Origin of the sequence: uncultured Amphritea sp. (genome assembly GCF_937127095.1) — a bacterium.
Taxonomy (GTDB): domain Bacteria; phylum Pseudomonadota; class Gammaproteobacteria; order Pseudomonadales; family Balneatricaceae; genus Amphritea.
Map to the genome: position 1 here is coordinate 1 of NZ_CAKZLP010000054.1, position 25,425 is coordinate 25,425.

16 protein-coding genes and 1 tRNA gene are annotated in these 25,425 nt (G+C 49.4%); 7 read left to right on the forward strand and 10 right to left on the reverse strand.

Annotated elements, in window-relative coordinates:
* Window positions 1-31: 31 nt before the first annotated feature.
* From Q0499_RS11755 to Q0499_RS11765, 3 genes are all read right to left on the reverse strand, one after another.
* Window positions 32-108, reverse strand: a tRNA-Val gene (locus tag Q0499_RS11755).
* A 209-nt stretch (window positions 109-317) separates the two neighbouring features.
* Window positions 318-1,286, reverse strand: coding sequence for a diguanylate cyclase (locus tag Q0499_RS11760; RefSeq protein ID WP_299199563.1), 969 nt, complete (start codon window positions 1,284-1,286; stop codon window positions 318-320).
* Complete coding sequence (locus tag Q0499_RS11765; RefSeq protein ID WP_299199565.1) at window positions 1,283-2,260, reverse strand: response regulator; 978 nt, start codon at window positions 2,258-2,260, stop codon at window positions 1,283-1,285. Before Q0499_RS11765 ends, Q0499_RS11760 begins: the two co-directional genes overlap by 4 nt.
* 536 nt (window positions 2,261-2,796) lie before the next feature.
* Here Q0499_RS11765 and ald point away from each other — a divergent pair.
* A complete protein-coding gene (gene ald, locus Q0499_RS11770) occupies window positions 2,797-3,912 on the forward strand; it encodes an alanine dehydrogenase (protein WP_299199567.1) in 1,116 nt (371 codons plus the stop codon).
* A 157-nt stretch (window positions 3,913-4,069) separates the two neighbouring features.
* On the opposite strand, the gene Q0499_RS11775 is transcribed toward ald, so the two are convergent.
* Window positions 4,070-6,709 (reverse strand): EAL domain-containing protein, encoded by a 2,640-nt coding sequence (locus Q0499_RS11775; protein ID WP_299199569.1) that lies wholly within the window; start codon window positions 6,707-6,709, stop codon window positions 4,070-4,072.
* A gap of 220 nt (window positions 6,710-6,929) precedes the next feature.
* The gene (uvrB, locus tag Q0499_RS11780; RefSeq protein WP_299199571.1) at window positions 6,930-8,942 is read right to left on the reverse strand and encodes an excinuclease ABC subunit UvrB; all 2,013 of its coding nucleotides are present in this window, start codon (window positions 8,940-8,942) and stop codon (window positions 6,930-6,932) included.
* A 264-nt stretch (window positions 8,943-9,206) separates the two neighbouring features.
* Between uvrB and Q0499_RS11785 the strand changes: the two genes are divergently transcribed.
* The 5 genes from Q0499_RS11785 (at window position 9,207) to Q0499_RS11805 (ending at window position 16,660) form a co-directional block, all read left to right on the forward strand.
* Window positions 9,207-10,388: a pyridoxal phosphate-dependent aminotransferase gene (locus Q0499_RS11785; protein WP_299199573.1), complete on the forward strand. Its 1,182-nt coding sequence runs from the start codon at window positions 9,207-9,209 to the stop codon at window positions 10,386-10,388.
* Window positions 10,389-10,583: 195 nt separating this feature from the next.
* A complete protein-coding gene (locus Q0499_RS11790; RefSeq protein WP_299199575.1) occupies window positions 10,584-11,219 on the forward strand; it encodes a TetR/AcrR family transcriptional regulator in 636 nt (211 codons plus the stop codon).
* On the forward strand, window positions 11,209-12,276 hold the full coding sequence (locus Q0499_RS11795; protein ID WP_299199578.1) for an efflux RND transporter periplasmic adaptor subunit: 1,068 nt from the start codon (window positions 11,209-11,211) through the stop codon (window positions 12,274-12,276). Before Q0499_RS11790 ends, Q0499_RS11795 begins: the two co-directional genes overlap by 11 nt.
* A gap of 2 nt (window positions 12,277-12,278) precedes the next feature.
* Window positions 12,279-15,353: an efflux RND transporter permease subunit gene (locus tag Q0499_RS11800; RefSeq protein WP_299199581.1), complete on the forward strand. Its 3,075-nt coding sequence runs from the start codon at window positions 12,279-12,281 to the stop codon at window positions 15,351-15,353.
* The gene (locus Q0499_RS11805; RefSeq protein ID WP_299199583.1) at window positions 15,350-16,660 is read left to right on the forward strand and encodes a TolC family outer membrane protein; all 1,311 of its coding nucleotides are present in this window, start codon (window positions 15,350-15,352) and stop codon (window positions 16,658-16,660) included. Before Q0499_RS11800 ends, Q0499_RS11805 begins: the two co-directional genes overlap by 4 nt.
* A gap of 93 nt (window positions 16,661-16,753) precedes the next feature.
* On the opposite strand, the gene Q0499_RS11810 is transcribed toward Q0499_RS11805, so the two are convergent.
* On the reverse strand, window positions 16,754-17,554 hold the full coding sequence (locus Q0499_RS11810) for an ABC transporter substrate-binding protein (RefSeq protein ID WP_299199585.1): 801 nt from the start codon (window positions 17,552-17,554) through the stop codon (window positions 16,754-16,756).
* Window positions 17,555-17,732: 178 nt separating this feature from the next.
* Here Q0499_RS11810 and Q0499_RS11815 point away from each other — a divergent pair, with 178 nt between their 5' ends.
* Window positions 17,733-20,696: an EAL domain-containing protein gene (locus Q0499_RS11815; RefSeq protein ID WP_299199587.1), complete on the forward strand. Its 2,964-nt coding sequence runs from the start codon at window positions 17,733-17,735 to the stop codon at window positions 20,694-20,696.
* A gap of 85 nt (window positions 20,697-20,781) precedes the next feature.
* Here the strand turns inward: Q0499_RS11815 and Q0499_RS11820 are convergent, their stop codons facing one another.
* The 4 genes from Q0499_RS11820 to thpD form a co-directional block, all read right to left on the reverse strand.
* Entirely contained in the window at window positions 20,782-21,252 is a 471-nt protein-coding gene (locus tag Q0499_RS11820; protein ID WP_299199589.1) for a hypothetical protein, read from the reverse strand.
* A gap of 138 nt (window positions 21,253-21,390) precedes the next feature.
* Window positions 21,391-22,740, reverse strand: coding sequence for a magnesium transporter (mgtE, locus tag Q0499_RS11825; RefSeq protein ID WP_299199591.1), 1,350 nt, complete (start codon window positions 22,738-22,740; stop codon window positions 21,391-21,393).
* Window positions 22,741-22,971: 231 nt separating this feature from the next.
* The gene (locus Q0499_RS11830) at window positions 22,972-24,429 is read right to left on the reverse strand and encodes an aspartate kinase (protein WP_299199593.1); all 1,458 of its coding nucleotides are present in this window, start codon (window positions 24,427-24,429) and stop codon (window positions 22,972-22,974) included.
* Between the two features lie 81 nt (window positions 24,430-24,510).
* A complete protein-coding gene (thpD, locus tag Q0499_RS11835; protein ID WP_299199595.1) occupies window positions 24,511-25,419 on the reverse strand; it encodes an ectoine hydroxylase in 909 nt (302 codons plus the stop codon).
* Window positions 25,420-25,425 lie beyond the last annotated feature (6 nt).

Consider the following 25,425-nt stretch of genomic DNA (forward strand, 5'->3'; position numbering starts at 1 on the left):
TGCTGAAGCCGAATAACTACGTGGGGTGTAGTGGTAGGACTAGGCGGATTCGAACCGCCGACCTCTACCATGTCAAGGTAGCGCTCTAACCAACTGAGCTATAGTCCTGAAGAGATGCGTATTATACGGTTGCGACTGATCTATTCAATACCTTAATCAATAAAATTTCACTCTCATATCATTTATTTCAAAATATACGGACTGGAGTGCTTCTATCAGGCGATTGCCCCACTACACAGAAAGAAAAAATGAACACTAACGATCACCCACCTGCGAACTGATCAAGCTCCACAGGGGGAAGATAGCAGAGCGTCTGATCAGACCTCCGTATCGAAGAGAGTAACCCGGTTACGGCCGTTCTGCTTAGACTTATAGAGCGCTTGGTCAGCCTGTTCCAACCAACTCAACGCACTATCTTGTTCCTGTGTCAGTTGGGATACCCCCAAACTGATAGTCACAGACAGGCTATGCTCACCATATTCCATAACAGTCGCTTCGACAGCTGCACGTATTCGCTCAGCGAAAATCAGCGCATTTTCGCCACTGGTGCCGACCAGAATAGCGCCATACTCTTCGCCGCCGTAACGACCGGTAATATCCGTTTTTCGTACATACTGCTGAAGCGTCTGCGCTATGGTCTTAATCACCAGGTCACCGGCCTGATGACCATAAGTATCATTCACTTTTTTAAAGTGGTCTATATCAAACATAATCACAGAGCTGGTTTCATGCATTCGCGCGAATCGATCAAATTCTTTTTCCAGACACTCCTGCCAATAGGCCCGATTATATAGCCCGGTCAGGCCATCAGTTCTGCTCAGGGATTGCAGCTGTTTATTCGCTGCCTCTAATTTCTGCTGCGCTATCGCATTATCAGTGACATCGTAGATCAGAATTCCTATATGATCGATCTGCCCGGTAGGCGAGCTTAAAGGAGACAGGGTGACATTCTGATACATATAGTGCGCACTGCCCGTAATAGGCCGGTGACTCTTAAACGGGAACAGGTAAGGCCTTTGTTCCCAGGAAATATAGGCGGTGTTGCTTAGCAACAAAACAGCTTCAATTTTTTTCTTCAGCCACCGCACAGGCAGTTCAGGATAGAGCGAAAAGAGATTTTGATTGACCGCTTTGCTGGCAGAGATACCTGAATGGTTTTCCATAAAACCATTCCACATACAGATATAGCTGTCACGATCAACGACCACCAACCCCACTTCCAGATTCTGCAATAAACCCAGGTTCCAGTGCAGATCTTCAATTTCCTGATGCGTATCTCCAATCATGAAAAATATCTCGCCATTTCCTGTAATTTAGGCAGTGAGTCCGCTGTGAAAATAACCAGAAGTTCACAATGAAAACCCTGTGATTTTAACTGATAATTAATAGAGATCATCAGCGTCTTCTGCCACTGGGAGTTCTGCTCTGTCATACCGGAAAAATTGCGCAATATTATCGGTGTTGCTCTGCTTAGAGCGATGTCCAGTTGCTTTGAAAAGCTTGATAAAAAAGCGCCGATTAAGACATTCGAAAGAAACATCTCCAGTTCTGCCTCAAGCTGATCCCCCTGGCCTTGCATATCCATCAAACTGGCAATGGTTTCCAGGTTGCTATGCTTAATAACCAGTATCGCCTCTCCTGCGAGTTCAGGGCCAACAAACCCCTGACTGACAAGATTAAAGCCACTATTGACAGCAGCAAGCAGCAGTCCTTCAGTTTCTGCGGGTGACACCAGACTTACTTTAGGAATCGGTAGATCAACAAAGGTATCCAGCAGACTGGCTAGCATAGCCCCAGCCTGCCCCATGGCTACGTTAGATATTTCCTGATAGTAATCCGGGAGTTCAATCACTTCTTCGCTGTGTATGTCGCTGTCAGGATGTTCCAGTTCAGTGAGTAAACCATATTTATGTAATACGTCTGCAATTATCTCAGCAGAACAGGGCTTTTTAATAAACTCCAGCGCGCCCAGTTTTAATACCCGCTTTCTTGCTTCAGGCTGCACATCACCCGAGACAACAATGACCATGGTCGGGAGATCATCCCGGCGAATCTCTTCCAGTACCTGATAACCATCCATGATCGGCATATTCAGATCCAGAAACAGAATATCACCTTTTTGAGCACGCACTGCATCCAGCGCTTGCTGGCCGAGTTCGGCAAAGGTAATGTCTACATTCCAGCCTTGTAACGCTGAAGCCATCTGCTTACGCGCCAAACGAGAATCATCGCATATGACAATAGGGACGGGGGCACTCAAAACACTATCCTTCTACATTCTTTTATTATTCTATATTCCATTCTGCTACATTCATTCCTGAGCAATACTGGGAAGGGTCATAGAGACTAGAGAATATTCAATCAGAACACAATTCCAACTAAGACTTAAATAAATTTTCAATCTATTTTTAAACAGTTACCCTATCCCCCCCATTCGGTCTAACTGACATTTTGTTTAGTTATTCCTTATTTAAGGCTTGCCTTAACAGCTGTATATATGAAGCATTATTAAGTCTGTATAAGCGATGAGGCTAAAGAGATAAACCGCCGCAACAAAGCCCTCAATACTGTTCCGCCCCGGGTAAACCCGCATCAGAACCTGTAGCTGTGACAATGAATCTCTCGACAAGTAGCACCAAATCCAAAAATTTCACTGTTTATCTTTCTAATATTTAATCTCTATGACTGGGAAAACACTAAACTCTGCTATTTTTTGGCGTAAAAATCTGTTCAACCGGTGCTAACTTTATATGAGTGAAGGGTTATTGTGTTTTCTCATCTGCAGGAGTGCTGGATATGTTAATTGGTATCCCAAAAGAGATTAAGAATAATGAGTACCGTATCGGGATGACGCCGGCCGGGGTGCGTGAACTGGTAAGCCATGGTCACCACGTCATGGTTCAACGTGACGGCGGCACGGCAATCGGTCTGCTCAACGATCACTATGAAGCCGCTGGCGCCTCACTGGTTGATACTCCGGAGGAGATCTTCGCCACTGCAGAGATGATTATCAAGGTGAAAGAGCCTCAACCTGAAGAGTGCAAAATGCTCCGTCCAGGGCAGCTGCTGTTTACCTATCTGCACCTGGCCCCCGACCCGGAACAAACCCGTTTACTGCTTGAGTCAGACTGCGTCGCTATCGCCTATGAAACGGTCACTGATGCGCAGGGAGGCCTGCCGTTGCTAGCACCAATGAGTGAAGTGGCGGGCCGGATGTCAGTTCAGGCAGGTGCCCATGCCCTGGAAAAGGCGCAAGGGGGTATGGGTATTCTGCTTGGTGGCGTGCCCGGCGTAGCACCTGCTAAGGTCACTGTAATCGGAGGTGGTGTTGTCGGTATTAATGCCGCACGAATGGCGATGGGTCTGGGGGCAGATGTTACTATTCTGGATCGTTCACTGCCCCGCCTGAAAGCGCTGGATGAGCAATACGGCCCACAGCTGAAAACCCTTTATTCCAGCGTTGAAAGTATCGAGCATGAAGTGACTCAATCAGACCTGGTGATCGGCGCGGTGCTTATTCCGGGCGCGGCTGCCCCGAAACTGGTTACCCGTGAGATGCTGAAGAAGATGAAGAATGGCTCAGTGCTGGTAGACGTTGCCATCGATCAGGGCGGTTGTTTTGAAACCTCCCGCGCCACCACCCATCAGGACCCTACCTATGAGGTGGAGGGTATTATTCACTACTGTGTTGCCAATATGCCCGGAGGAGTCGCACGAACCTCAACCTTTGCGCTGACCAATGCCACCCTGCCGTTTGCACTGGCGTTAGCCAATAAAGGCTATCAGCAAGCACTGATTGATGATCCTCATCTGCGTAACGGTTTGAATGTGCACCGGGGAAAAGTCACCTATCAGGCGGTGGCAACCGCCCTGGGATATGACTGTCTGGCGCCGGAGCAAGCCGTCGGTTAACGGAGTCAATCAACAACGTTTCAGTTTCGACATAGCAAAAAAACGCTATCGACAGGATAGCGTTTTTACTGCTGTCATCCGGAAAAACCTGCTTTTCCGGCAACCTTTAAGCGGGCAGTTGTGATCATTGTCGCTACCCTCTATCAGTTACTGCATCTCATCTGAATAAATCATATCGGTATCTCTCATTACAGGCGTTTACCAGTTCCACGAACTCTTCTGCAGGAACCGGTCTGCCGAAAAAATACCCCTGTATCGAATCACAATCGATATGGTTGAGAAAATTATACTGAAATTCATTCTCTACTCCCTCAGCAACCACTCTGAGCCCCAGCCCTTTTGCCATGGTTATAGCCGCCTGCACCAGTTGCTGGTCACCCTGATCATCTTCCAGATCCTGGATAAAACTTCTATCCACTTTGACAATATCAAAGGGAAACTGTTTTAGATAACCCAAAGAGGAATAGCCGGTACCAAAGTCATCCATAGCAAGGATGATACCCATTGCCTTAATCTGATTCAGTGTCTGAGCCGTTTCCTCATCATTTCGGATCAGAAGCCCCTCGGTAATCTCCATCACAAGTTGAGTGGGGGGAAAGCCGGTCTTACTTAAACTACTCCGCAATGCCGAAAGGATATGGCCATCTCTGAACTGGACCGGTGAAACATTCACTCCCATTCTGAAGTCTTGGCCTAAGGTTTCTCGCCAAGACTGGCCTCGACTACAGACCTCCAGAATAATCCAGTCGCCAATGGGCACTATCAAACCGGTCTGCTCAGCGACCGGAATAAACTCATCGGGTGAAACCTGGCCTAACTCTGGATTATTCCACCGTATCAGAGCTTCAGCCGCAACCACCCGTTGCTGTTTAAGGTCGAAGACAGGCTGAAAATGCAGACTCAATTCCTGACGTTCTAAAGCGTGTCGAAGTTGTCGGCCGATTTCCAGATTTCTGATAACGTCTTCATTCATATCAGGGGTATAAAAGTTGAAGCCGTTACGCCCGGCGGCTTTAACCCGGTACATCGCGGTATCTGCTTTGCGCAGAAGCTCATCCGGCACGGTACCATCGGTAGGTGAAACCGCGATACCAATACTACCACTGATAAAATAACTCCGATCTTTAACCCTGAACTCCCGACTTAGCGCTGATAAAATGTTCAAAGCGATCTCTTCCGTAAGATACAGGTCCTCCTGTCCTTCAATCACAAGGATAAACTCGTCACCACCGTAGCGGGACAACGTATGTTCACCACCGAGGGTCGCACGTAGCCGGTTTGCGACCTTAATCAGCAGTTCATCGCCCTCCTCGTGGCCCATGGAATCATTAACCCACTTGAAATCGTCCAGATCAATAAACATCAGAGTAAGCAGGTTACCTTCTGACTGAGCTTTAACAATCGCGCTATGTAACTTCTCATGCATCAGAACACGGTTAGGCAGATTGGTCAGCGCGTCAAACTGGGCCTGATAAAGAACCTTTTGCTGATGCTCTTTCAGCTCGGTGATATCACGGATACAGCTAATGCCTACTATCTCGTCATCAACCTGGGTTTGTTGATAGTTAACTATGGCATTGAAACTTGTGCCATCGGGCCGCAGTGCATCACATTCAAAGCTGGACTCTCCATGACTATATAATTTTTCAATTTCTGTACGACCTTGGGTATTAAACAACTCAAGTAGCAGAAGATTCTTTAACTGATCTCCCCGACACTGAAACAAACGTTCTGCTGCCAGGTTAAAATCGAGAATATGATCACCCCGATGCATGATTACCGCTTCCGTTGAAACCTCTGATAGCTGTAATAACCGCGCTTCACTTCTGCGCAAAGAGGCCTCAACCTGAACCCGCTGCTCAATCTGTTTTCTTCCCTCCCGGTATAAAAAAATGATCAGCGAAAAGACTAACAGCGAAATACCGGACATCAGATATAGAATCCGATGACCAAACTCGCCGCCCCAGGAGGAGTTATGCTCATTGAGATAGACCAGACTCCAACCGGGTAACAATGAAGACGTCTGCTTAAACACCTTGTACTGAATGCCTGCAGAATCCTGAACAGTATCTGTATTTAGCCATGCCAGAGAGATCGTTTTTGCCGGATCAGATAAAGAGTAACCAAGCTCTGGACTCAACGTCGAATCCAGCACGGGCATTCGCTGTAAAACCCACTCTTTACGACTCGACGCAAATATGACCCCGTCGGCATCAATCAACAAAACAATGCCGGGTAACCCATCAAACTTATCTTCCAGTATTCCAGGGGGAAATTTATTAACAACAACACCGAGTAACGCGCCCGTTTCATCTTCAATTCTATGGGAGAAATAGACTCCCCTTCGATGCGTAGTTGCCCCAACTGCTAATTGAAGAGCAGAACCAACGGATATCGCTTCTTTAAAATAGGGACGATAGGCAAAATTATCCTTTAACAACTGCTCTTTTTCAGCAACATCATTCACCGCGATTATATCGCCCTGTACATTCAGCAAATAACAGAGAGAAGAGTTACTCAGATCACAAATACTGTTTAATACGGGGGTTAAATCTCTGTCTCCTTCGACAAGATAATCTCTTATCTCTGGAAGCGTGGATTGAATGGCCACCTGAACACGAAAACCATCTATCAGCGATTTCAGATCATGATTAATATAAGAAACAACACTTCCAACATTACGCTGGGCATCTTGCTGGGTGTATACCCCTAAAACAAGGTAGTTAGCAATGACACCCAATGTTGCTGTAAGTCCGCAGGTGAACGTCAGCAATAACAGGATATTTCGGGCTCTCATATATCAATTTCACCATACGTATTGGATACTGCTCAACACAGTGGATTTACTGTGGCGGTGTTCTCAGGAACAATAAAATGACTGATATACAATATAGAGAATCTGAACGACAAAAAGTGACATTGCCACTCAGTTTGGGTAACTGATAGATTTCGTTATGCTCTATAAAAGCAGGGGCACTCTCGCAATGTCTGGCCCCTTTACTGAGAAGATGGATGATCTATAAGCCACTATGTTTGAGTTTCTCCAGCTGATCCCGGTATTGAGCAGCTTTCTCAAATTCCAGATTTTTGGCCGCTTCATACATCTGATCTTCCAACCGACTCATCGTCTTAGCCAACTCAGCAGAACTGAGTTTCTTAGCGTCAAGCTGATACTCTGTCACCGGCTCGGCGACTTTACGTCCTGATTTGGTTTTACGCCCCGGAATTGAAGACGCTCCCTCCATGATATCTGCAACTGATTTCTGAATACCGATCGGGGTAATGCCATGCTGCTCGTTATAGGCGATCTGCTTATTCCGCCGCCGTTCGGTTTCATCGATTGCCCGTTGCATCGAACCGGTAATCCGGTCGGCATAGAGAATAGCCCGGCCATTAATATTTCGTGCAGCACGACCAATGGTCTGGATCATTGAGGTTTCTGAACGCAGGAAGCCCTCTTTATCAGCATCCAGAATGGCCACCAGCGACACCTCCGGCATATCAATACCTTCCCGCAGCAGGTTAATACCCACCAACACATCAAACTCGCCGATGCGCAGATCGCGGATAATCTCAACCCGTTCGACGGTATCGATATCAGAGTGCAGATAACGCACCCGCACTCCATGCTCGTCCAGATAGTCGGTCAGATCCTCTGCCATGCGCTTCGTCAGAACAGTGACTACAATCCGTTCGCCCTTGGCGGCGACGGTATTAATCTCACCCAGCAGATCATCCACCTGAGTGCGTGCCGGACGAATCTCAACGATGGGATCAAGCAGACCGGTTGGCCGAACCACCTGCTCAACCACCTGACCGGCATTGGCTGCTTCGTACTTACTCGGGGTCGCCGACACCATAATCATCTGTGGCGCCTGACGTTCCCATTCTTCAAATTTCATCGGCCGGTTATCCAGTGCAGAAGGTAGCCGGAAACCATATTCAACTAATGTTTCTTTGCGGGAACGGTCGCCTTTATACATTGCTCCCAGCTGCGGGATGGTGACATGGGACTCATCCATCACCAGCAGCGCATCCGCTGGCAGATAATCAAACAGTGTCGGAGGCGGCTCGCCCGGCGCCCGCCCCGACAGATAACGGGAATAGTTTTCAATCCCGGAGCAATAGCCCAGCTCCTTAATCATCTCCACGTCATACATAACCCGCTGCTCAAGCCGCTGCACTTCAACCAGTTTATCGTTACTGCGCAGCTGCTCCAGCCGGGGGTGCAGCTCTTCGAGAATATTATCGACCGCTTCCAGCAGTTTCTCCCGCGGCGTGACGTAGTGGGATTTAGGATAGATAGTTGCCCGGGGAACCCGACGCAATACCTCGCCTGTCAGCGGATCAAAATAGCTGATGTTTTCCACTTCATCGTCAAACAGTTCGATCCGTACCGCTTCTTTCTCTGATTCCGCAGGAAAGACATCAATCACATCGCCCCGCACCCGATAGGTACCCCGGTGTAGTTCAACATCATTGCGAGTGTACTGAAGCTCAGCCAGACGGCGCAAAATGGTTCGCTGATCCGCAGCATCACCCCGGTCCAGGTGCAACATCATCCCCAGATAGGATTTGGGATCCCCCAGACCGTAAATCGCTGAAACCGTCGCAACAATAATGGCGTCATCACGCTCCAACAGCGCCTTGGTTGCCGATAATCGCATCTGCTCGATATGTTCATTAATCGATGCATCCTTCTCAATGAAGGTATCCGATGAGGGCACATAGGCTTCTGGCTGATAATAGTCGTAATAGGAAACGAAATACTCGACAGCGTTGTTCGGGAAAAACTCGCGAAACTCGCCATACAACTGCGCAGCCAGGGTTTTGTTGTGCGCCATAATAATGGTCGGGCGCTGTAATTCTGCGATCACATTCGCGATAGTAAAGGTTTTGCCTGATCCGGTAACCCCTAAGAGGGTCTGAGCCGCAAGACCGGCATGGATACCATCAACCAACCCCTTAATCGCGGCGGGCTGATCACCGGCGGGTTGAAACTTTGACTGAATCTGAAAACGTTGCTTCATAATAGCTGTTTCATAACTGATCTATACGACACAAAAATGGAAGCCGACTATTATACCTGTATGAAAAATTTTCTGCTGAATGATCATCTGATAAAAACTACATCACTATTTCAGACATAGTTGTCACTTTGTTGAAAGAAATACTACTTTTAACCTGATTCAGCGATGAAAATGATTTTTCCGCAACCCGGATTCCGGTATCATTTATCGGTTAAACACACCGTGGTATAGCACCACTTTTTTTCAGAGGATATGGCTAGGACAATGCAACTCTCCGATCGCGTTAACAGCATAAAACCTTCTCCGACACTGGCAGTGACTAACCGTGCTGCTGAACTGCGTGCAGCGGGTAAAAACATTATTGGCCTGGGTGCAGGCGAGCCTGATTTCGACACCCCGGATCACATTAAAAACGCTGCTATTGAAGCGCTGAACAACGGCTTCACGAAATACACAGCTGTTGACGGCACGCCCGCTCTGAAAAAAGCCATTATTGCCAAATTCAAACGGGATAACGGTTTTGATTATGAAGCCAATCAGATTCTGGTGTCATGTGGAGGAAAGCAAAGTTTCTTTAACCTGTCTCTGGCGCTGCTGAACGCGGGCGATGAAGTGATTATTCCGGCGCCTTACTGGGTATCTTATCCGGATATGGTGCTGATGGGTGAAGGCGTACCTGTCATTGTTACCACTACCCAGGAAGCCCGCTTCAAAATCACACCGGCGCAACTGGAAGAGGCGATCACTGACAAGACCCGACTGCTGGTACTGAACAGCCCGTCGAACCCGACCGGTGTTGCCTACACTGAAGCAGAACTGAAAGATCTGGGTGAGGTACTGGCTAAGTATCCAGACGTACTGATCGCAACCGATGACATGTACGAGCATATCCTGTTCACCGATACGCCGTTCATCAACATTCTCAACGTCTGCCCTGAACTGTATGACCGCACCATCGTCTTGAATGGCGTATCCAAAGCCTATTCGATGACCGGCTGGCGCATCGGTTATGCCGCAGGCCCGGCGAAACTGATCGGCGCGATGAAGAAGATCCAGTCGCAGAGCACTTCCAACCCTACGTCTATCTCTCAGGTTGCTGCACAAGCCGCCCTGGATGGCGATCAGGAGTGCGTTAAAGAGATGGTCAAAGCGTTCAAACAGCGCCATGACTTCGTGGTCGAAAAACTGAACGAGATCGAAGGGGTTGACTGCATCCCTGCTGACGGCACTTTCTATGCGTTCCCGAGTTTTCAGCAGGTCATCGACAAAGACGAGCGCTTTGAAAACGATATCGATCTGGCTGAGTTCCTGCTACTGGAAGCCGGTGTTGCGCTGGTGCCGGGTTCGGCCTTTGGCGCTCCGGGTAACATGCGTTTATCCTTCGCAACCTCTCTGGACATTCTGGAAGACGCGATCAGCCGTATAAAAGCAGCTCTGGAAAAATAATTTTTCAGCGCTCTGTAAGCCGGGCTCAGCCCGGCTTTTTTTTATTATCATCGTCGCTACCGACACTCCATCCCACCTCCTCTACAGCAAGCCTGATCAGGCTTAACAGTTCAAAAAACTTTAATCTAAACAGCATTGGCATTTCCGCAAAGTCTCACTATAATATTTCTTTTTAAGACGACCGGTCTAATCAGCATGACTCGCCCCAAAAGAAACGAACACAACCGTGAGAAGATCCTACAAACAGGTATGGATCTGTTTAACCGTAAGGGTTACCACGGCACCGGGCTGAAAGAGATCCTCGACAGCTGCCAGGTTCCGAAAGGCTCTTTTTATAACTATTTCGAGAGTAAAGAACAGTTTGCCGTTGAAGTACTGGAATACAGTCATCAGCTCGAAGATGAAAAGTGGGATGAACGCACAAGCGCTGCCGAAGGTCATTTACTGAAGCGCTTTCTATATGCGATCAATCTCTTCATCGAAGATTATGAGAATGATCCCGATTCAACAGGCTGTTTATTAACCAACATGATGGGAGAAGTCGGTAATGCCAGCGACTCCTTTCGAGAGATCATAAGACTCTCCTGCGACCGCGTCATTGACTGCATCGAAGAAAGCTTTAAAGAGGGACAGTTACAGGGCAGTTTTCGCGCTGATATTCCCGCCCGGGCTCTGGCCCAGCTGTTTTGGGATAGCTGGCAGGGCGCTCTTTTACGCACCAAAGTCGAAGCATCAACCACGCCCCTTCGTGAAGTGGCGGACACTATATTTAAACTATTTGCACCATTGGAAAATCCTGAGACTAAGGATGGAGATAATAATGAAATTTAATCAGTTCTTGCCCCCTGCACTTCTCAGCCTGACGCTGATCTGTACCCCCATGGCTCAGGCTGCAGGCCTGCCCGCGGAAGTAATACATGTGCAAAGCAAATCCCTCACTCAGATGATTGAAGCCGTTGGCGGTCTGAGTGCAAATGAGTCGATCATTCTCCGCCCCGAACAGAGCGGCAGCGTTGAAAAGGTTCAGTTCACGGAAGGCTCATCTGTTAAATCAGGTGAAACATTGATCGTGTTAGAATCATCGTTGTACAAAGCCCAGCTACAGGAAAGCAAAGCACGGGTGAATCTCAGTCGTATCGCTTATAACCGGGCGGCCAGCCTGGTGAAGAAAAAGGTCGGCTCGCAGCAGGATATGGATTCATCGCTGGCGCAGCTGCAGGTCGATCAGGCACAACAAGCGGTCGCTCAGACCCAGTTAGACAAAATGACTATCGACGCCCCCTTTGATGGCGTTATCGGCCTGCGTAAATTCAGCCCCGGCGATTATATCACCACGGGCCAGGACCTGGTCGAGCTGACCGATATTAATACCATGAAGGTTGACTTCAAAGTACCGGAAAATCAGCTGCCGAATATCCGTATCGGGCAGCAGATTAAGGTGCTGGTTGATGCCCTGCCCGGTGAAAGCTTTGATGGTTCAATCTATGCCATCGCCCCCAGCATCGATGAGCGCAGCCATAACATCGCCATCCGGGCTAAGATCGAAAACCGCGACAACCTGTTGCGTCCCGGCCTTTTTGCCCGGATTCAGATTATCCTCAGCACCGATGATAATGCGGTGATGGTCCCTGAAGAGGCGATCATCCCTCAGAACGATAGTTTTTTCGTCATGACGGTAACTGACGGCACGATTGGTATGGCCCCGGTTAAACTGGGCCTGCGTCGTAATGGCGAAGTGAATATTGTCTCCGGTCTGGAGGTGGGTCAGGTTATTGTCACGGCGGGTCAGATAAAACTGTTCCCTGGCTCTCCTGTCACACCGATCTTCGTTGACGGCACGGCAGAAAAACCTGCCCAGCCTACAGCTGAACAACAACCAGGAGCCTGAGCATGATCCTTTCCGAAATAAGCATCAAACGACCGGTATTGGCGACTGTTATGAGTCTGCTGATATTACTGGTGGGTGCCGTTTCCTATGACCGCCTCACGGTAAGGGAATATCCGAAGATCGATGTCCCTGTAGTCACGGTTGAAACCAACTACCCCGGTGCCAGCTCATCGATTATAGAGTCTCAGGTCACCCAGATTATCGAGGACTCGCTGTCCGGTATCGAAGGGGTAGACTACATCAGCTCGGTTAGCCGTTCGGGCAAAAGCCAGATCACCGTCACCTTCAAACTGACCCGTGACCCTGACGATGCTGCCAGTGATGTACGGGACCGGGTCGGCCGGGTGCGGGGCGCGCTGCCCGATGATGTCGAAGAACCCATCACTGCAAAAACAGAAGCGGATGCGCAGCCGGTATTCTGGCTGGCTCTTTCATCTGATAACCACAGCATGATGGAGATCTCTCAGATCGCTGACAAGATGGTTAAAGATCCTCTGCAAACCGTTGATGGCGTTGCCAACGTTATGCTGTTTGGTGACCGCCGCTTTGCTATGCGCATCTGGCTGGACCCTGCCCGCATGGCTGCTTATAAGGTCATCCCTCAGGATATTGAGAGCGCCCTGCGCAGCCAGAACGTTGAGATTCCTGCTGGCCGTATCGAAAGTAGTCAGCGGGAGTTCAGCGTCCTGGCAAAAACCGACCTGAACAGCATTGAACAGTTTGAAAATATCATCATCCGCAATGACAACAACTATGCGGTCAAAATCCGTGATGTAGCCCGGGTGGAAATCGCGCCTGAAGATGAACGCCGAAAGTCTCGTTTTAAAGGCAAATCCGCGGTCGCGCTGGGGGTTGTAAAACAATCAACTGCAAACCCCCTTGATGTATCCAACGGCATTCAGGAGCGTCTGCCACTGATCACAGCAGCGCTCCCGGAAGGGGTTAATGTCGAGATTGCCTATGACTCCTCTGTCTTCATTTCTGAGTCGATCAAGTCTGTTTTCAAAACGATCTTTGAAGCCAGTATTCTGGTAATCGCGGTTATCTTTTTCTTCCTGAGAAACCTGCGGGCAACACTGATTCCGATAGTAACAATCCCGCTGTCACTGATTGGCGGTTTTGCCCTGATGCTGATGTTCGGTTTCAGCATTAACACCCTCACGCTGCTGGCCATGGTGCTGGCAATCGGTCTGGTGGTCGATGATGCCATCGTTATGCTGGAAAATATCTACCGCCATGTTGAGGAGGGGCTATCGCCGATTCAGGCAGCGTTCAAAGGCAGTAAAGAGATAGGTTTTGCCGTTATTGCCACCACCATGACACTGGTGGCCGTATTTGCCCCGGTTGCGTTTACACCGGGACGCACGGGTAAGCTTTTCACCGAATTTGCCCTGACCCTGGCAGGCGGCGTGCTGGTTTCCGGCTTTATTGCGCTGACACTGTCGCCCATGATGTGTTCTCGCCTGTTGCACCATGAAAAACGTCACAGTGCGGTCTTCAATCTGATTGAAGGCTGGATTCTGAGCTTAACTAACGGCTATCAGTCACTGCTGAAAAAGGTGCTCAAGTCACGTCTGTTGGCAATACTGATCATGGCCGTCAGCCTGGGTGGAGCGGGCCTGCTGTACACCCAGTTGCCCCAGGAACTGGCACCGGTAGAAGACCGGGGAACCATTTTGGCGATGTCGATCTCTCCTGATGGCGCGTCGGTCGACTATGTCGACCGCTATGCAAAACAGGTGGAAGGGATGATTGCAAAACAACCCGCCAGCAACCGTTACTTTACGATTGTCGGCTTTCCGACTGAAACCAACTCTATGACTTTCATGGGTCTTAAACCCTGGGACGAACGGACGCAGAAGCAGCAAAGTATCGTTGCCGAACTGACCCCGCAACTGTTTGGCGGCGTCACCGGTACGATGTCATTTGCTATGAATCCTCCCTCTCTGGGACAGAGCTTTGTCTCCCGGCCTGTGGAATTCATTATTAAGTCAAACACCGATTATGCCGATCTGAAACTGATCTCTGACCAGCTGATGGCTCGGATCTTAAAGAATCCTGGCTTTGTGCAGCCGGATATCGATCTGAAGCTGAACAAACCAGAGCTGTCGCTGAATGTGAACCGCGAGAAGGCTTCGGAGATGGGGCTGGATATCAATCTGATCGGCCGCAGTATCGAAACCTATATGGCGAGCCGTAATGTGACCCGCTTTAAGAAAGAGGGTGAACAGTACGATGTTATCCTTCAGGTTGAACCCGGCCAACGGAAAAACCCGGGAGATCTGAGTAATCTGTATCTGCGCACCAACGACAACAATATGGTGCAGCTGAGCTCGGTGGTAGACATTAAAGAGAGTGTCGCGCCCAAAGAGCTGAACCACTTCGATAAAATGAAGTCGGTTAAGTTTCAGGCGATTCTGGCGCCCGGCTACAGTCTGAAAGAGGCACTGGATTTTCTCGAGCAACAGATGGCTGAGATCAGCCCGGAAACACTGTATGATTTCGGCGGACAATCGCGTGAGTTTAAAGAGTCCGGCAGTGGCCTGATGGTCACCGCAGCGTTAGCGCTGATCTTCACCTTCCTGGTTCTGGCGGCACAGTTTGAAAGCTTCCGTAACCCGATGATCATTATGCTATCTGTTCCTCCGGCACTGTTCGGTGGCCTTTTTGCTCTGTATTATTCCGGCGGTAGTCTGAGCATTTACAGTCAGATCGGTCTGATCACCCTGATTGGCCTGGTGACAAAGCATGGTATTCTGATCGTGGAATTTGCCAACCAGCTTCAGGATCAGGGACGCGAACTGCAGGATGCTATTATTGAATCAGCAACCCTGCGTTTACGCCCGATTCTGATGACCACCGGTGCAATGGTACTCGGCACACTGCCGCTAGCCATAGCGGTCGGTGCCGGGGCTGAAAGCCGTCAACAGATCGGCTGGGTAATTGTCGGTGGTTTGACCTTTGGTACCCTGTTAACCTTATTTATAGTACCAACGGTTTACAGTTATCTGGGACGGCGTCGGTTCAAAAAAGTAGAGCCGGACTATCAACTAATGGAACAAGGATCAGAGCAGTGAAAGCAACTCAACGCACCATACACCATACTCTGCTGGCCACCGCCATCAGTTGTGCACTGATAGCGCCTCAGGTGAATGCCGGAACATTGTCAAATATCTATCAGCAGGCCCTTGATCAGGATCCGCAGCTAAAGGCCGCTGAAGCCGCGTCTAAAGCCGGTGCTGAAACACTGCCACAAAGCCGGGCAGGGTTGCTGCCAAGCATTTCACTCAACGGCAATACCACCTGGATTGAAGCGGAAACAGCAAGCTACAACAACCACGGCTATACCGTGAGTCTGAGTCAGCCACTGTTTTCAGCGTCCTCCTGGTTTACCTATCAACAGGGTATCGCACAGTCTGAAGTCGCCAGTCTGCAGTTTGACCAGGCTCAGCAAAATCTGATCCTACGGGTAATTGACAGCTATCTGGGGGTGCTGCGGGCACAGACCTCGTTGGAAACATCCCAAGCACAGGAGCGTGCAATCAAACGCCGCCTGGATCAGGTTAACGCTCAGTTTGAAGTAGGCCTGATCGCGATCACCGACGTTCAGGAAGCCCAGGCAACCTATGACAATGCCAAGGTTGCCAGAATTCTGGCTGAAGGAGATCTGGACAACAGTTTCCAGGGGCTGGAGCGTCTGACCGGACAGCCTGTGGGCACAATTGACCCGCTGTCTAAAGAGTATCCAATTGAAAACATCAGCCCCATCGAACCCCAGGCATGGTTGGAAAAAGCCATGGCTGGAAACCTGTCACTGAAAGTGGCTGAAGCGAATACGGAAGCCGCCCGTCGCCAGGCACAGGCCGCCTCAAGCGGTCATTTGCCAACGCTATCCCTGACGGCCAGCTATGACCGGGATAAAGGTAAGCCGAGCGGCACCAGTGGCTGGGAAGAGACTAACCAGATTGGCCTGACCCTGTCGATGCCGATCTTCTCAGGAGGGGCGACCAGCTCTATAAGTCGCCAGGCCGAATACGGTTTTGCCCAGGCACGCTTTAATCAGGATGATGCCCTCAGAGGCGTGACTCAGGAAGTCCGTAACCTGTTGCGTAATCTGCAAACCAACGTACTCAGTGTGGCTGCCCGTAAGCAAAGCATCCTCTCCAGCGAGACAGCATTGCGCGCCACAGAAGAGGGCTTCAACGTCGGCACACGAAATGTTGTCGATGTACTGCAGGCAGAGCAACAGCTCTATTCCGCTCAACGGGATTATGCTAATGCGCGTTTCGACTATATCCAGAACCTGTTCAGCTTTAAGCAACAGATCGGCACCCTCAGCCCCGAAGATGTTATCGGCCTGGACCAGTGGATGCAGGCAAAATAAGCCTCCCCAATATATAAAACATAAAAAAGGCTGATGGGTTAAACCATCAGCCTTTTTGTTGGGCGCTGTTCATGAATAACAGGAGTCAGCCCGTTACTCTGTAACAACGATCTCACTTAAACCATTTTTTTCAGCAAACTGATACAGCTTACCGGTTTTTTTCATGGTGAGCAGGAAATCATCAACCTCACCTAACCAGCCCATCTCTCCTTTAGGCACTGCATAAGCGTAATAGGTTTTAGCCAGCGGCGATTTGGGGGCAAATAACACCGCCCACTCGGTTAAAGCGGTCATTCTCTTGCCGTAGGGATAATCGGTCATAAAGACATCTGCTCTGCCACTCAGCACTTCCTGTTCGCGCGCTTTAAAACTATCCACCACAGACACATCTGCACGTTTAAAAGTCCTTTTAACCACCGGCTCCATATAGGTGCCTTTCTGCACCACTGCAATAACGCCCTCCCGGTCAATCTCTTCCCAGCGGGTGACGACGGTGTTGTCTTTCGTCCCTACAGCATAGATTCCACTGGCCAGATAGGGCTTGGAAAACTCCATATGCGGTTTACGGCTATCACGCACACCAACACCATGCATGGCGATATCACAGGCATCATTTTCCAGATTAGAAACCAGATGCGAAAAAGAACTTTCAATAAACGTCAACTTAACCCCAAGACTGCTGGCCAACTCATGGGCCATATCAATATCGATCCCTTCCAGTTGCTGAGTGCGGGGGTTGCGATAGCTGATCGTAAAGTAATCGGGCCAGATACACACCCGAACCTCACCCGTGCGCTTAATTTTTTCAGCCCGTTCACTGGCGATGGCACTGTTCATTAAGAGCGGCAGAAGAGATAATGCCACGCAGAGCATAGTTTTAAGGTAATTGGTCATGGTTTTCAGGTCCTGCTTCAGCTGTCTGCAATCAATTAACTTCTATACGTTCGTTTATTTCAAGCCTTTATCTGAGATATGATCAGATTTGTTCCGCTTCTTTGATACGAGTTGTAATTCAATGAGAAATAGTAGTCCAAAGAAGCCCCCTTCTTTTGCCAGATGGATCTATGGGGGGGTGTTAGCAACAATCCTGCTGTTCGCCACGGTTCTCTGGTTCAGCTTCATCCAAAGCATGGACGAGCGGGATGAACGCTCAGCACTGTATGCGCGAATGATCGAAGGCACAATAAGCCGTACTCTGGAAGGTCTGGAGATAAGCTTAGTTTCCCTTTCTGATGACCTTATCGAAGCCGAATTGGAATCAGTCAACGTCGATAAAGTTCGAGAGAAAGCACTTAAAATACTTAAATTTGCCCCTCAACTAAGACAAATTGTAGTGGTCAAAGGACGTGAAACCCTCTTCGATACTCGCAGTGTGTCGCCTGAAAACATCAACATCAATATTCTGGGTTTCAATCAGTCCGAACAAAGTGCAACCTCATTAGGACTCATCATCGGCAATGCCCTGAAGGGGCGTTTTCTTCCGCTGCAATACACCTTTCCGGATGAAGCAAGTATACGTGAACTGATACCGGTCGCGATTGAAACCCGATCCAGTCAGGGTGAGAGGTTGCTGATTATTGCGACCTTTAATCCAAGTTATATTACCCGCTATATCGACGATCTTGATCTTGAAAAGAGAGATAGAGTTTATCTGACTGACCTTTCAGGCAATAGTCTGATTCAAAAAGGGCTATACGGTCCCAACAGACAATATGTTATCCCTCAACTCAGGAAAATCTTATCGACCGGAGCCGACCAATTCTCTGCCAGCAACTTTTTTGGCCCTATCCCACTGAATACAACCACCATCCGATTGCTTTACAAATACCCATTGGCTGTTGCTATCGTGGTTAATCATCAGGGATCTTTTTTACTCTGGCTACAGCAGAAACGCAGCCTGCTACTGATCCTGTTAGTGTCCGTAGTCGCCCTCATTGCAGGTGCACTCTTCACCGTGCGCAACGGACGCAAAGCCCTGCAGATGAAAGCAGAAGTCAACCTGCTCTCCGAAGTTGTAGAACACAGCCCTACCGTTATCGTGATTACCGATCCAAATGGGGTAATTGAGTACGTCAATACCTGCTTTGAGTCGGTTACCGGCTATCGTAAAGATGAAGTAATCGGACAAAATCCCCGGGTGTTGAAGTCCGGCGAAACATCTGACGCTGAGTATGCCAAAATGTGGCAGGCTCTCACCAACGGGCAGACTTGGTATGGTGAATTTCACAATAAGCATAAAGACGGCAGCTTATACTGGGAGCGGTCATCCATCGGCCCACTGATTAATGAGGAGGGAGAGCTCACCCACTATATCGCCCTGAAGCAACCGATAACCGAAGAGAAAAATGCGCAGGAGAAACTACGACTGGCATCTGCGGTGTTCAGTGTTGCGGCGGAAGCCATTATGGTGACGGATAGTCAAAACCGTATTCAGATGGTCAACGAATCATTCGAACAGATAACCGGATATACCGAAGCCGAAGTCCTTGGTAAAACACCGGTAATTTTGAAGTCAGGCGATCATAATCCAGGGTTTTATCAAGAGATGTATCGCAAACTAAAAGAACAGCACGCCTGGGAGGGAGAGCTCTGGAATAAGCGTAAAAACGGTGAAGTCTACCCTCAATGGCTCACGATCTCCTCCCGCTATAGCCCCACAGGCGTGCTTGAAGGCTATGTTGCCCTGTTTAGTGATATAACCCAGCGCAAGCATGATGAAGCGATTATCATCCACCAGGCAAACTATGACACCCTCACCGGGCTGCCCAACCGGCACCTGTTTGAAGACCGTTTAAAACAAGCGATGGCTGTCTCTGATCGTAGCCGGACTCAAACCGCCCTGCTGTTTATAGACCTTGATCGGTTTAAGTATGTAAACGATACCTTTGGCCACTTCGCAGGCGACCTGCTGTTGAAACAGGTGGCACAACGAATTGGCTCCTGTCTGCGAAAAAGTGATACGGTTTCCCGCCTCGGAGGGGACGAGTTTGCCGTTGTCATCACCGAGTTACACAACCTTTCAGCCATAGAACATATCGCCCAGAAAATTCTACTTAGCCTGGCTAAGCCTTACCTGCTTGAAAACAATGAAGCCTATATCTCCTGCAGCATAGGTATCGCCATCTATCCGGATAATGGTTCAGATTCAGAACGTCTGCTACTCAATGCCGATAATGCCATGTACAAAGCCAAGGAAAAAGGCCGCAATACCCGGGAATACTTTAACCAGCAACTTAACGAAGATTCACAGCGTCGCAGCCTGCTGGAGCAAGATCTTTATAAAGCGATCGAAAGAGATGAGTTCTATCTTGTATACCAGCCAATCTGGTCAATTGACGGCTCATGCATAGAGTCCGTAGAAGCACTGATTCGCTGGCAACACCCTGAGCGCGGCACTATCTCGCCCACAGAGTTTATCCCCATCGCGGAAGAATCAGCACTGATACACACTATTGGCAAATGGGTGATCAGGGAAGCCTGCCGGTTCGCCAGACAACTTGCAGATAGCGGCATGAGTGCGCCGAAAGTCAGTATGAATATTTCCAGCGCTCAGTTTCTCCGCGGCAACGTTGACGCACTGCTGACCGAGGAAGTGGAGACTCTTAAACTGACGGGCTCAGCACTGATCGTAGAAATTACTGAAAGCATTCTGCTACTGGAAGAGGAGAAAATATTTAAGCAATTGGAAGCTATCGTTTCGATGGGGATTGATATTGCAGTCGATGATTTTGGCACCGGCTATTCATCCCTCAGCTATCTGAAGAAATATCCGATACAGCGATTGAAAATAGATAAGTCATTTATTGATGATCTGGTGTCTAACGAGGATACCCGTTCGTTGGTATCAGGCATGCTCTCTCTGGCCGATTCCCTGTCCCTGAAAACGGTGGTTGAAGGCGTTGAAACCCAGGGACAGCTTGATCTGCTGCGCCAGTTTGGTTCCCCCATGATACAGGGCTACCTGCTAGCCAGACCGATGACGGGAGATATGTTATTAACCCTGCTGGAAAAACAAGCGGGCTCAACGTTGAAGTAACCCTGCAACCGGGAAGCCTGTTCTAACGCGCCTACTGATAAGCGCTATAGAGCTGAACAGATAGAGCGGTACACTGCCTAACACGTTAAGACCTTTTTTTCAGGTTATCCCGAATCACATCAAGCCTTTCTTTCAGTTCTTCGTTCCCCTGCATCTGATCAAGCTCGACCGAATTTGTCGTCGTGTGGGACTCTGCACGCTCCAGCGCACTCGTAAGATCATTAAGACTTGCCGTGATCGCCTCGTAGATCTTCAGGTCAACGGTGTCCAGTGTATTCAGCGCGTCAACCGCCTGCAGCATCAGTGCGGGAAGCGTTTCCAGAATCGTATGTTCAATCGATTTTTCTTCTAGCTCTGACTGCAGCCGGGTACGATCGGCTAGCCAGCTTTCCAGTTGTTTTCGTTCATCCAGTGTGAGTGCCGCAGCAACATGTGGCGCTAACCGGTCAACCTGAGCATGAAAGGATGTCACCACCAGCCGTTGCTCTTTACCGCTATCGGGATCATCAAACACCCGAACACATTTTATGGTTTCGCCGATCGTAATAAACTCCATTAATTACCTCTTTAGTCTGTACATTATTGATATATTGATCAGATCACAGGAACAGATCTTAACGGTTGCGCTGGCAGTTCACTGTTCTCATAGCTTAGCACTCAGCGCTATTTGTTGCCGAAAGCCCGCAGCTAAAAGTCAGATTAACAGTTTCGCCAGCCCCAGGAAGGAAAAGAAGCCGATGGCATCGGTAAAGGTTGTCAGTACCACACTGCCCGCAACCGCCGGATCGATAGACATACGTTGCAGGATCAACGGTATAAAAACACCGCCGATCACTCCGGTCACTAATACGATTAGCAGCGCCATACCAAACACCGCGCCCAGCATCGGATCACCAAACCAGTAAAGCGCGATAGCAGCAACAACAAGCGCCCAGACAACACCATTAAGAAACACCACAGAGGCCTCATGGGCGATCAACTGGGCGATATTGGTTCGGCCAATCTGGTTCAGGGCTAAACCCCGGGTAACCAGCGTAAGCGTTTGTGAACCCGCCACCCCGCCCATACTGGCAACCACCGGCATCAGCACCGCCAGCGCGATCAGTTGCTCAATCACCGCTTCAAATAATCCGATAACCCAGGCGGCAACAAACGCGGTAATCAGATTAATTCCCAACCAGTAACCGCGCTTATACGCGCTGGTTAATACCGGTGAAAACATATCCGCATTACTTTCCAGACCCGCCGAACGCAACATCTTATCGTCGGCCTGTTCCTGAATCACATCAACCACATCATCGATGGTTATGCGGCCCAATAAGCGATAGTTATGGTCAACCACAGGGGCTGAGAGCAGATCACAATCCTGAAATATCCGCGCCACTTTATCCTGACTGGCATCGACCGGTATCGCCTGAAAGTTTTGTTCAAGAATATCGGCAACCAGGGTGTCCGTCGGCAGAGAGACCACTTCACTGAGAGGCAAAACCCCTAACAGTTTATTGGTTCGGTCCACCACCATTAAACTGTCTAACTGCTGGGGCATTTCGCCCTCTTTTTTTCGCAACAACCGCAGATAGCGCAACACGGAGAGGATAGAAACATCTGCCCTGACAGCCGTGGTATCGGTGTCCATCAGACCACCGGCGGTGTTATCAGGATAGTGCTTAACACTGTTATAGCGGCGCTTACGCAGCTCGTCCATGGCGGCAATCATCGCATTGATGACAGTGCCGGGAAGGTCCTCATCAATATCCGCCAGCTCATCCGGCTGCAACAGGAACAAACTTTCTAACAGTGCATCTTCGGGGGTGTTATCAATGAGGAACTGACGTACTTTACCGTGCACACTTTTAAGGACACCAGCACGTTTTTGTACATCGAGGCAGGCCCAGATATCGATGCGATTTTCAGGTGTAGTCGCCTCAATCAGACGGGCCGTTTCACTGCTGCTGACCTCAGCCAGGAGGTTATTGAGCGCAACATCATCCTGCCGCTCTATCGCTTCATGGATCTGATCAATACGCAGATTAACCTGAGACATATACACCCTACTCCCGATTCATAGACTCCCTGAACGATCCAGTAAGCGGATTAGCCAGCAACGATTGCTGGCCCGAAATCATCCGTAACGGTCTGATGAACACTGTACCGTGCAGCCTGCTTTAAAGATCTCTATTTTTACCATTTTTTATATTATTTTCGCCACCCTGACATTGCAGGCTACTCCCGCAGTTCTTGCAAGAGATCAACGCCAGGGCTGAAGTATAAGGCTTTAGTTAAGTCGCGGTACCGGATAGCCAGCCAGACAGATCGCCCGTCCGTGATCATGCACCTCGACCAGAGCCTTATGCAGACTCTTCACTGCGGAGTCATAATCGGTCTCTTCAATTACAAACTGCATATCGACCTGGCGCATAGACTGGTGAATAGCCAGCACACTGATATTGCCTTCAGCAACCGCTGCCACCGCTTTGGCCAGAATGCCCGGCACCTCCATATCGCTGCCGATAGCCGAGGCGATCGCCACCTTTTTCTGGTCCAGTTCTGCCTCAGGAAACCGTTCAGCTAACGCAGTACGGATACGTTTTACGGTTTTCAGATTAGTCGTAAGGTAATGGGTGATGGTGTTGGCATTGGTATCTTTGGCGACAATATGCGCCCGAAAGCGTTTAATCAGCGCAAGTATTTCCCGGTCATAATCTTCGATACTACCGGCCATGTCCTGGTCAAATAGTTCAAGCGCATAGACGCCCTTGCAACCGGCAATAATCTCAACCCGGGGGGTGCTGCTAACATAGTCTCCGGTAATCAGCGTTCCGGTATGCTCCGGCTCGAAGGTATTCTTTACCCGCAGTGGCACGTTATGCTGACGCAGGCCTTTTGCCGCCTTGGGATGGATCGCTTCCATACCCAGATTGGCCAATTGATCCGCCACATCGTAATTCGTCCGCCCAATCGGTACAGCATTATCTTCTCCGACAATTCGCGGGTCAGCACTACTGAGGTGAAACTCTTTATGGATAACCGCTTCCCGGGCATTGGTCAGCACCGCCAGGCGGCTGAAGGTCATCTCACTGTAACCCCGGTTAAACGAGGACATCAATCCATCTGCACTGTGGGCATAGCCGGTTACCACCGGTAACTGAACATCCAGATTGATATTCTGGAAGGCCGAACGAATCCGGTCATCCAGTGACACATGGCGATTGGTGTCCCAACCGGTCAGATCGACGTAACAGGCATTCACCCCATCACGCTTCAGCAACTCAACCATATTCCAGGCACTGTGCGCCTCACCAATACTGGCTAACATCTCCCGTACGGTTTCCAGATGTGCATCCAGGGCAAAGTGACCATGCATGCACAGGCTATGCAGATCAGAGAGACACTTCTGCGCTTCCTGCAGCCGTTCATCAATAAAATTATTCGCTCTGATCACCTGATCGCCTTTGCCAAACAGCTGCAGGTTCAGGTCATACATCTCACACTTAAGTTGTTCCAGCGCCTGTAACCAGCTTTTATCTTCCATGCTGCTGGCAAACAAACCATATACGCCCGGCTGACCACTTTTTTTATGTTCCAGTAGCTTGTCCGTCATTCCACCATAGGCTGAAACAACAAATACGCGCTGATAAAGTGTGTCAGGATTGGACGGTTTAAAAATAATATTATCCCGGACTGACACATAATCAGACATCGATGTGCCGCCGATCTTTTCTATAGTATGCATAACTCTCAAATTTTCTGGTTATAAGATGGTTGCAGACATAGCCTGCCTGTTAAACCTGAGCCGCACAGAGCGGCTCACAGGTCAGTCGACAACCGGAAGCGCGCTAATATGTTCGCGACTGCAGATATACTCCGGGCGGGGAGGCTGCTCACAAAAAGGCTCAACAACCCTGTTGCTGAGTGCGTTATAAACAAAGAAAACGTTAGAACGTGGCTCAGGGGTGATGTTGCCGTTTGAGCCATGCATGACATTACAGTCAAACACGATGACACTGCCCGGCTTACACTTAGCGGTGACAATACCACCCGACTCCGCCATCACGTTCAGCTGCTCATCTGAAGGAACGCCGTATTCCTGCTTCTTCAGCGAGGCTTTAAAATGATTCTCCGGGGTCACTCCGGCACAGGCGGCATAGCGTTGATGTGAACCCGGCATCAGCATTAACGGACCGTTATAGTCGAAGTTTTCCGTCAGCGTGATCGACATACTCAACGCCCGCATTCGCGGCATACCATCTTCAACATGCCAGGTTTCAAAGTCCGAATGCCAGTAGAACTCTTTACCCCGGAAACCCGGTTTATAGTTCAGGCGAGACTGATGGATATACACCTCATCATTGAGAATATAGCGTGCCAGCTCTGCCAGCCGGGGGTCCGCCGCCAGCTTCTTGAACAGAGGGCTATTCACGTGTACCTGAAACACCGAGCGCACTTCGCCACTTTCGGGTTCGGTAATGGTTTCACCGGACTGTTTTACGGCACTATCATTACGCAGCCGCTCCAGCTCCTGCTGAAACATCATCACTTCAACGGGGGAGAACAGATCCTCCAGCACCATATAACCCTGCTCAGCATAGTCATTTATCTGCTGTTCAGAGATCGGCGCTTCTCGATCCTTGGGCGCATAAACAGTGGGATCCTGCCGCGCGGTAAACTGGTGCACTCCCTGTCGAGAGGGGTAGACATCTTCACACTCTTGCTGACCCGACATAAACAT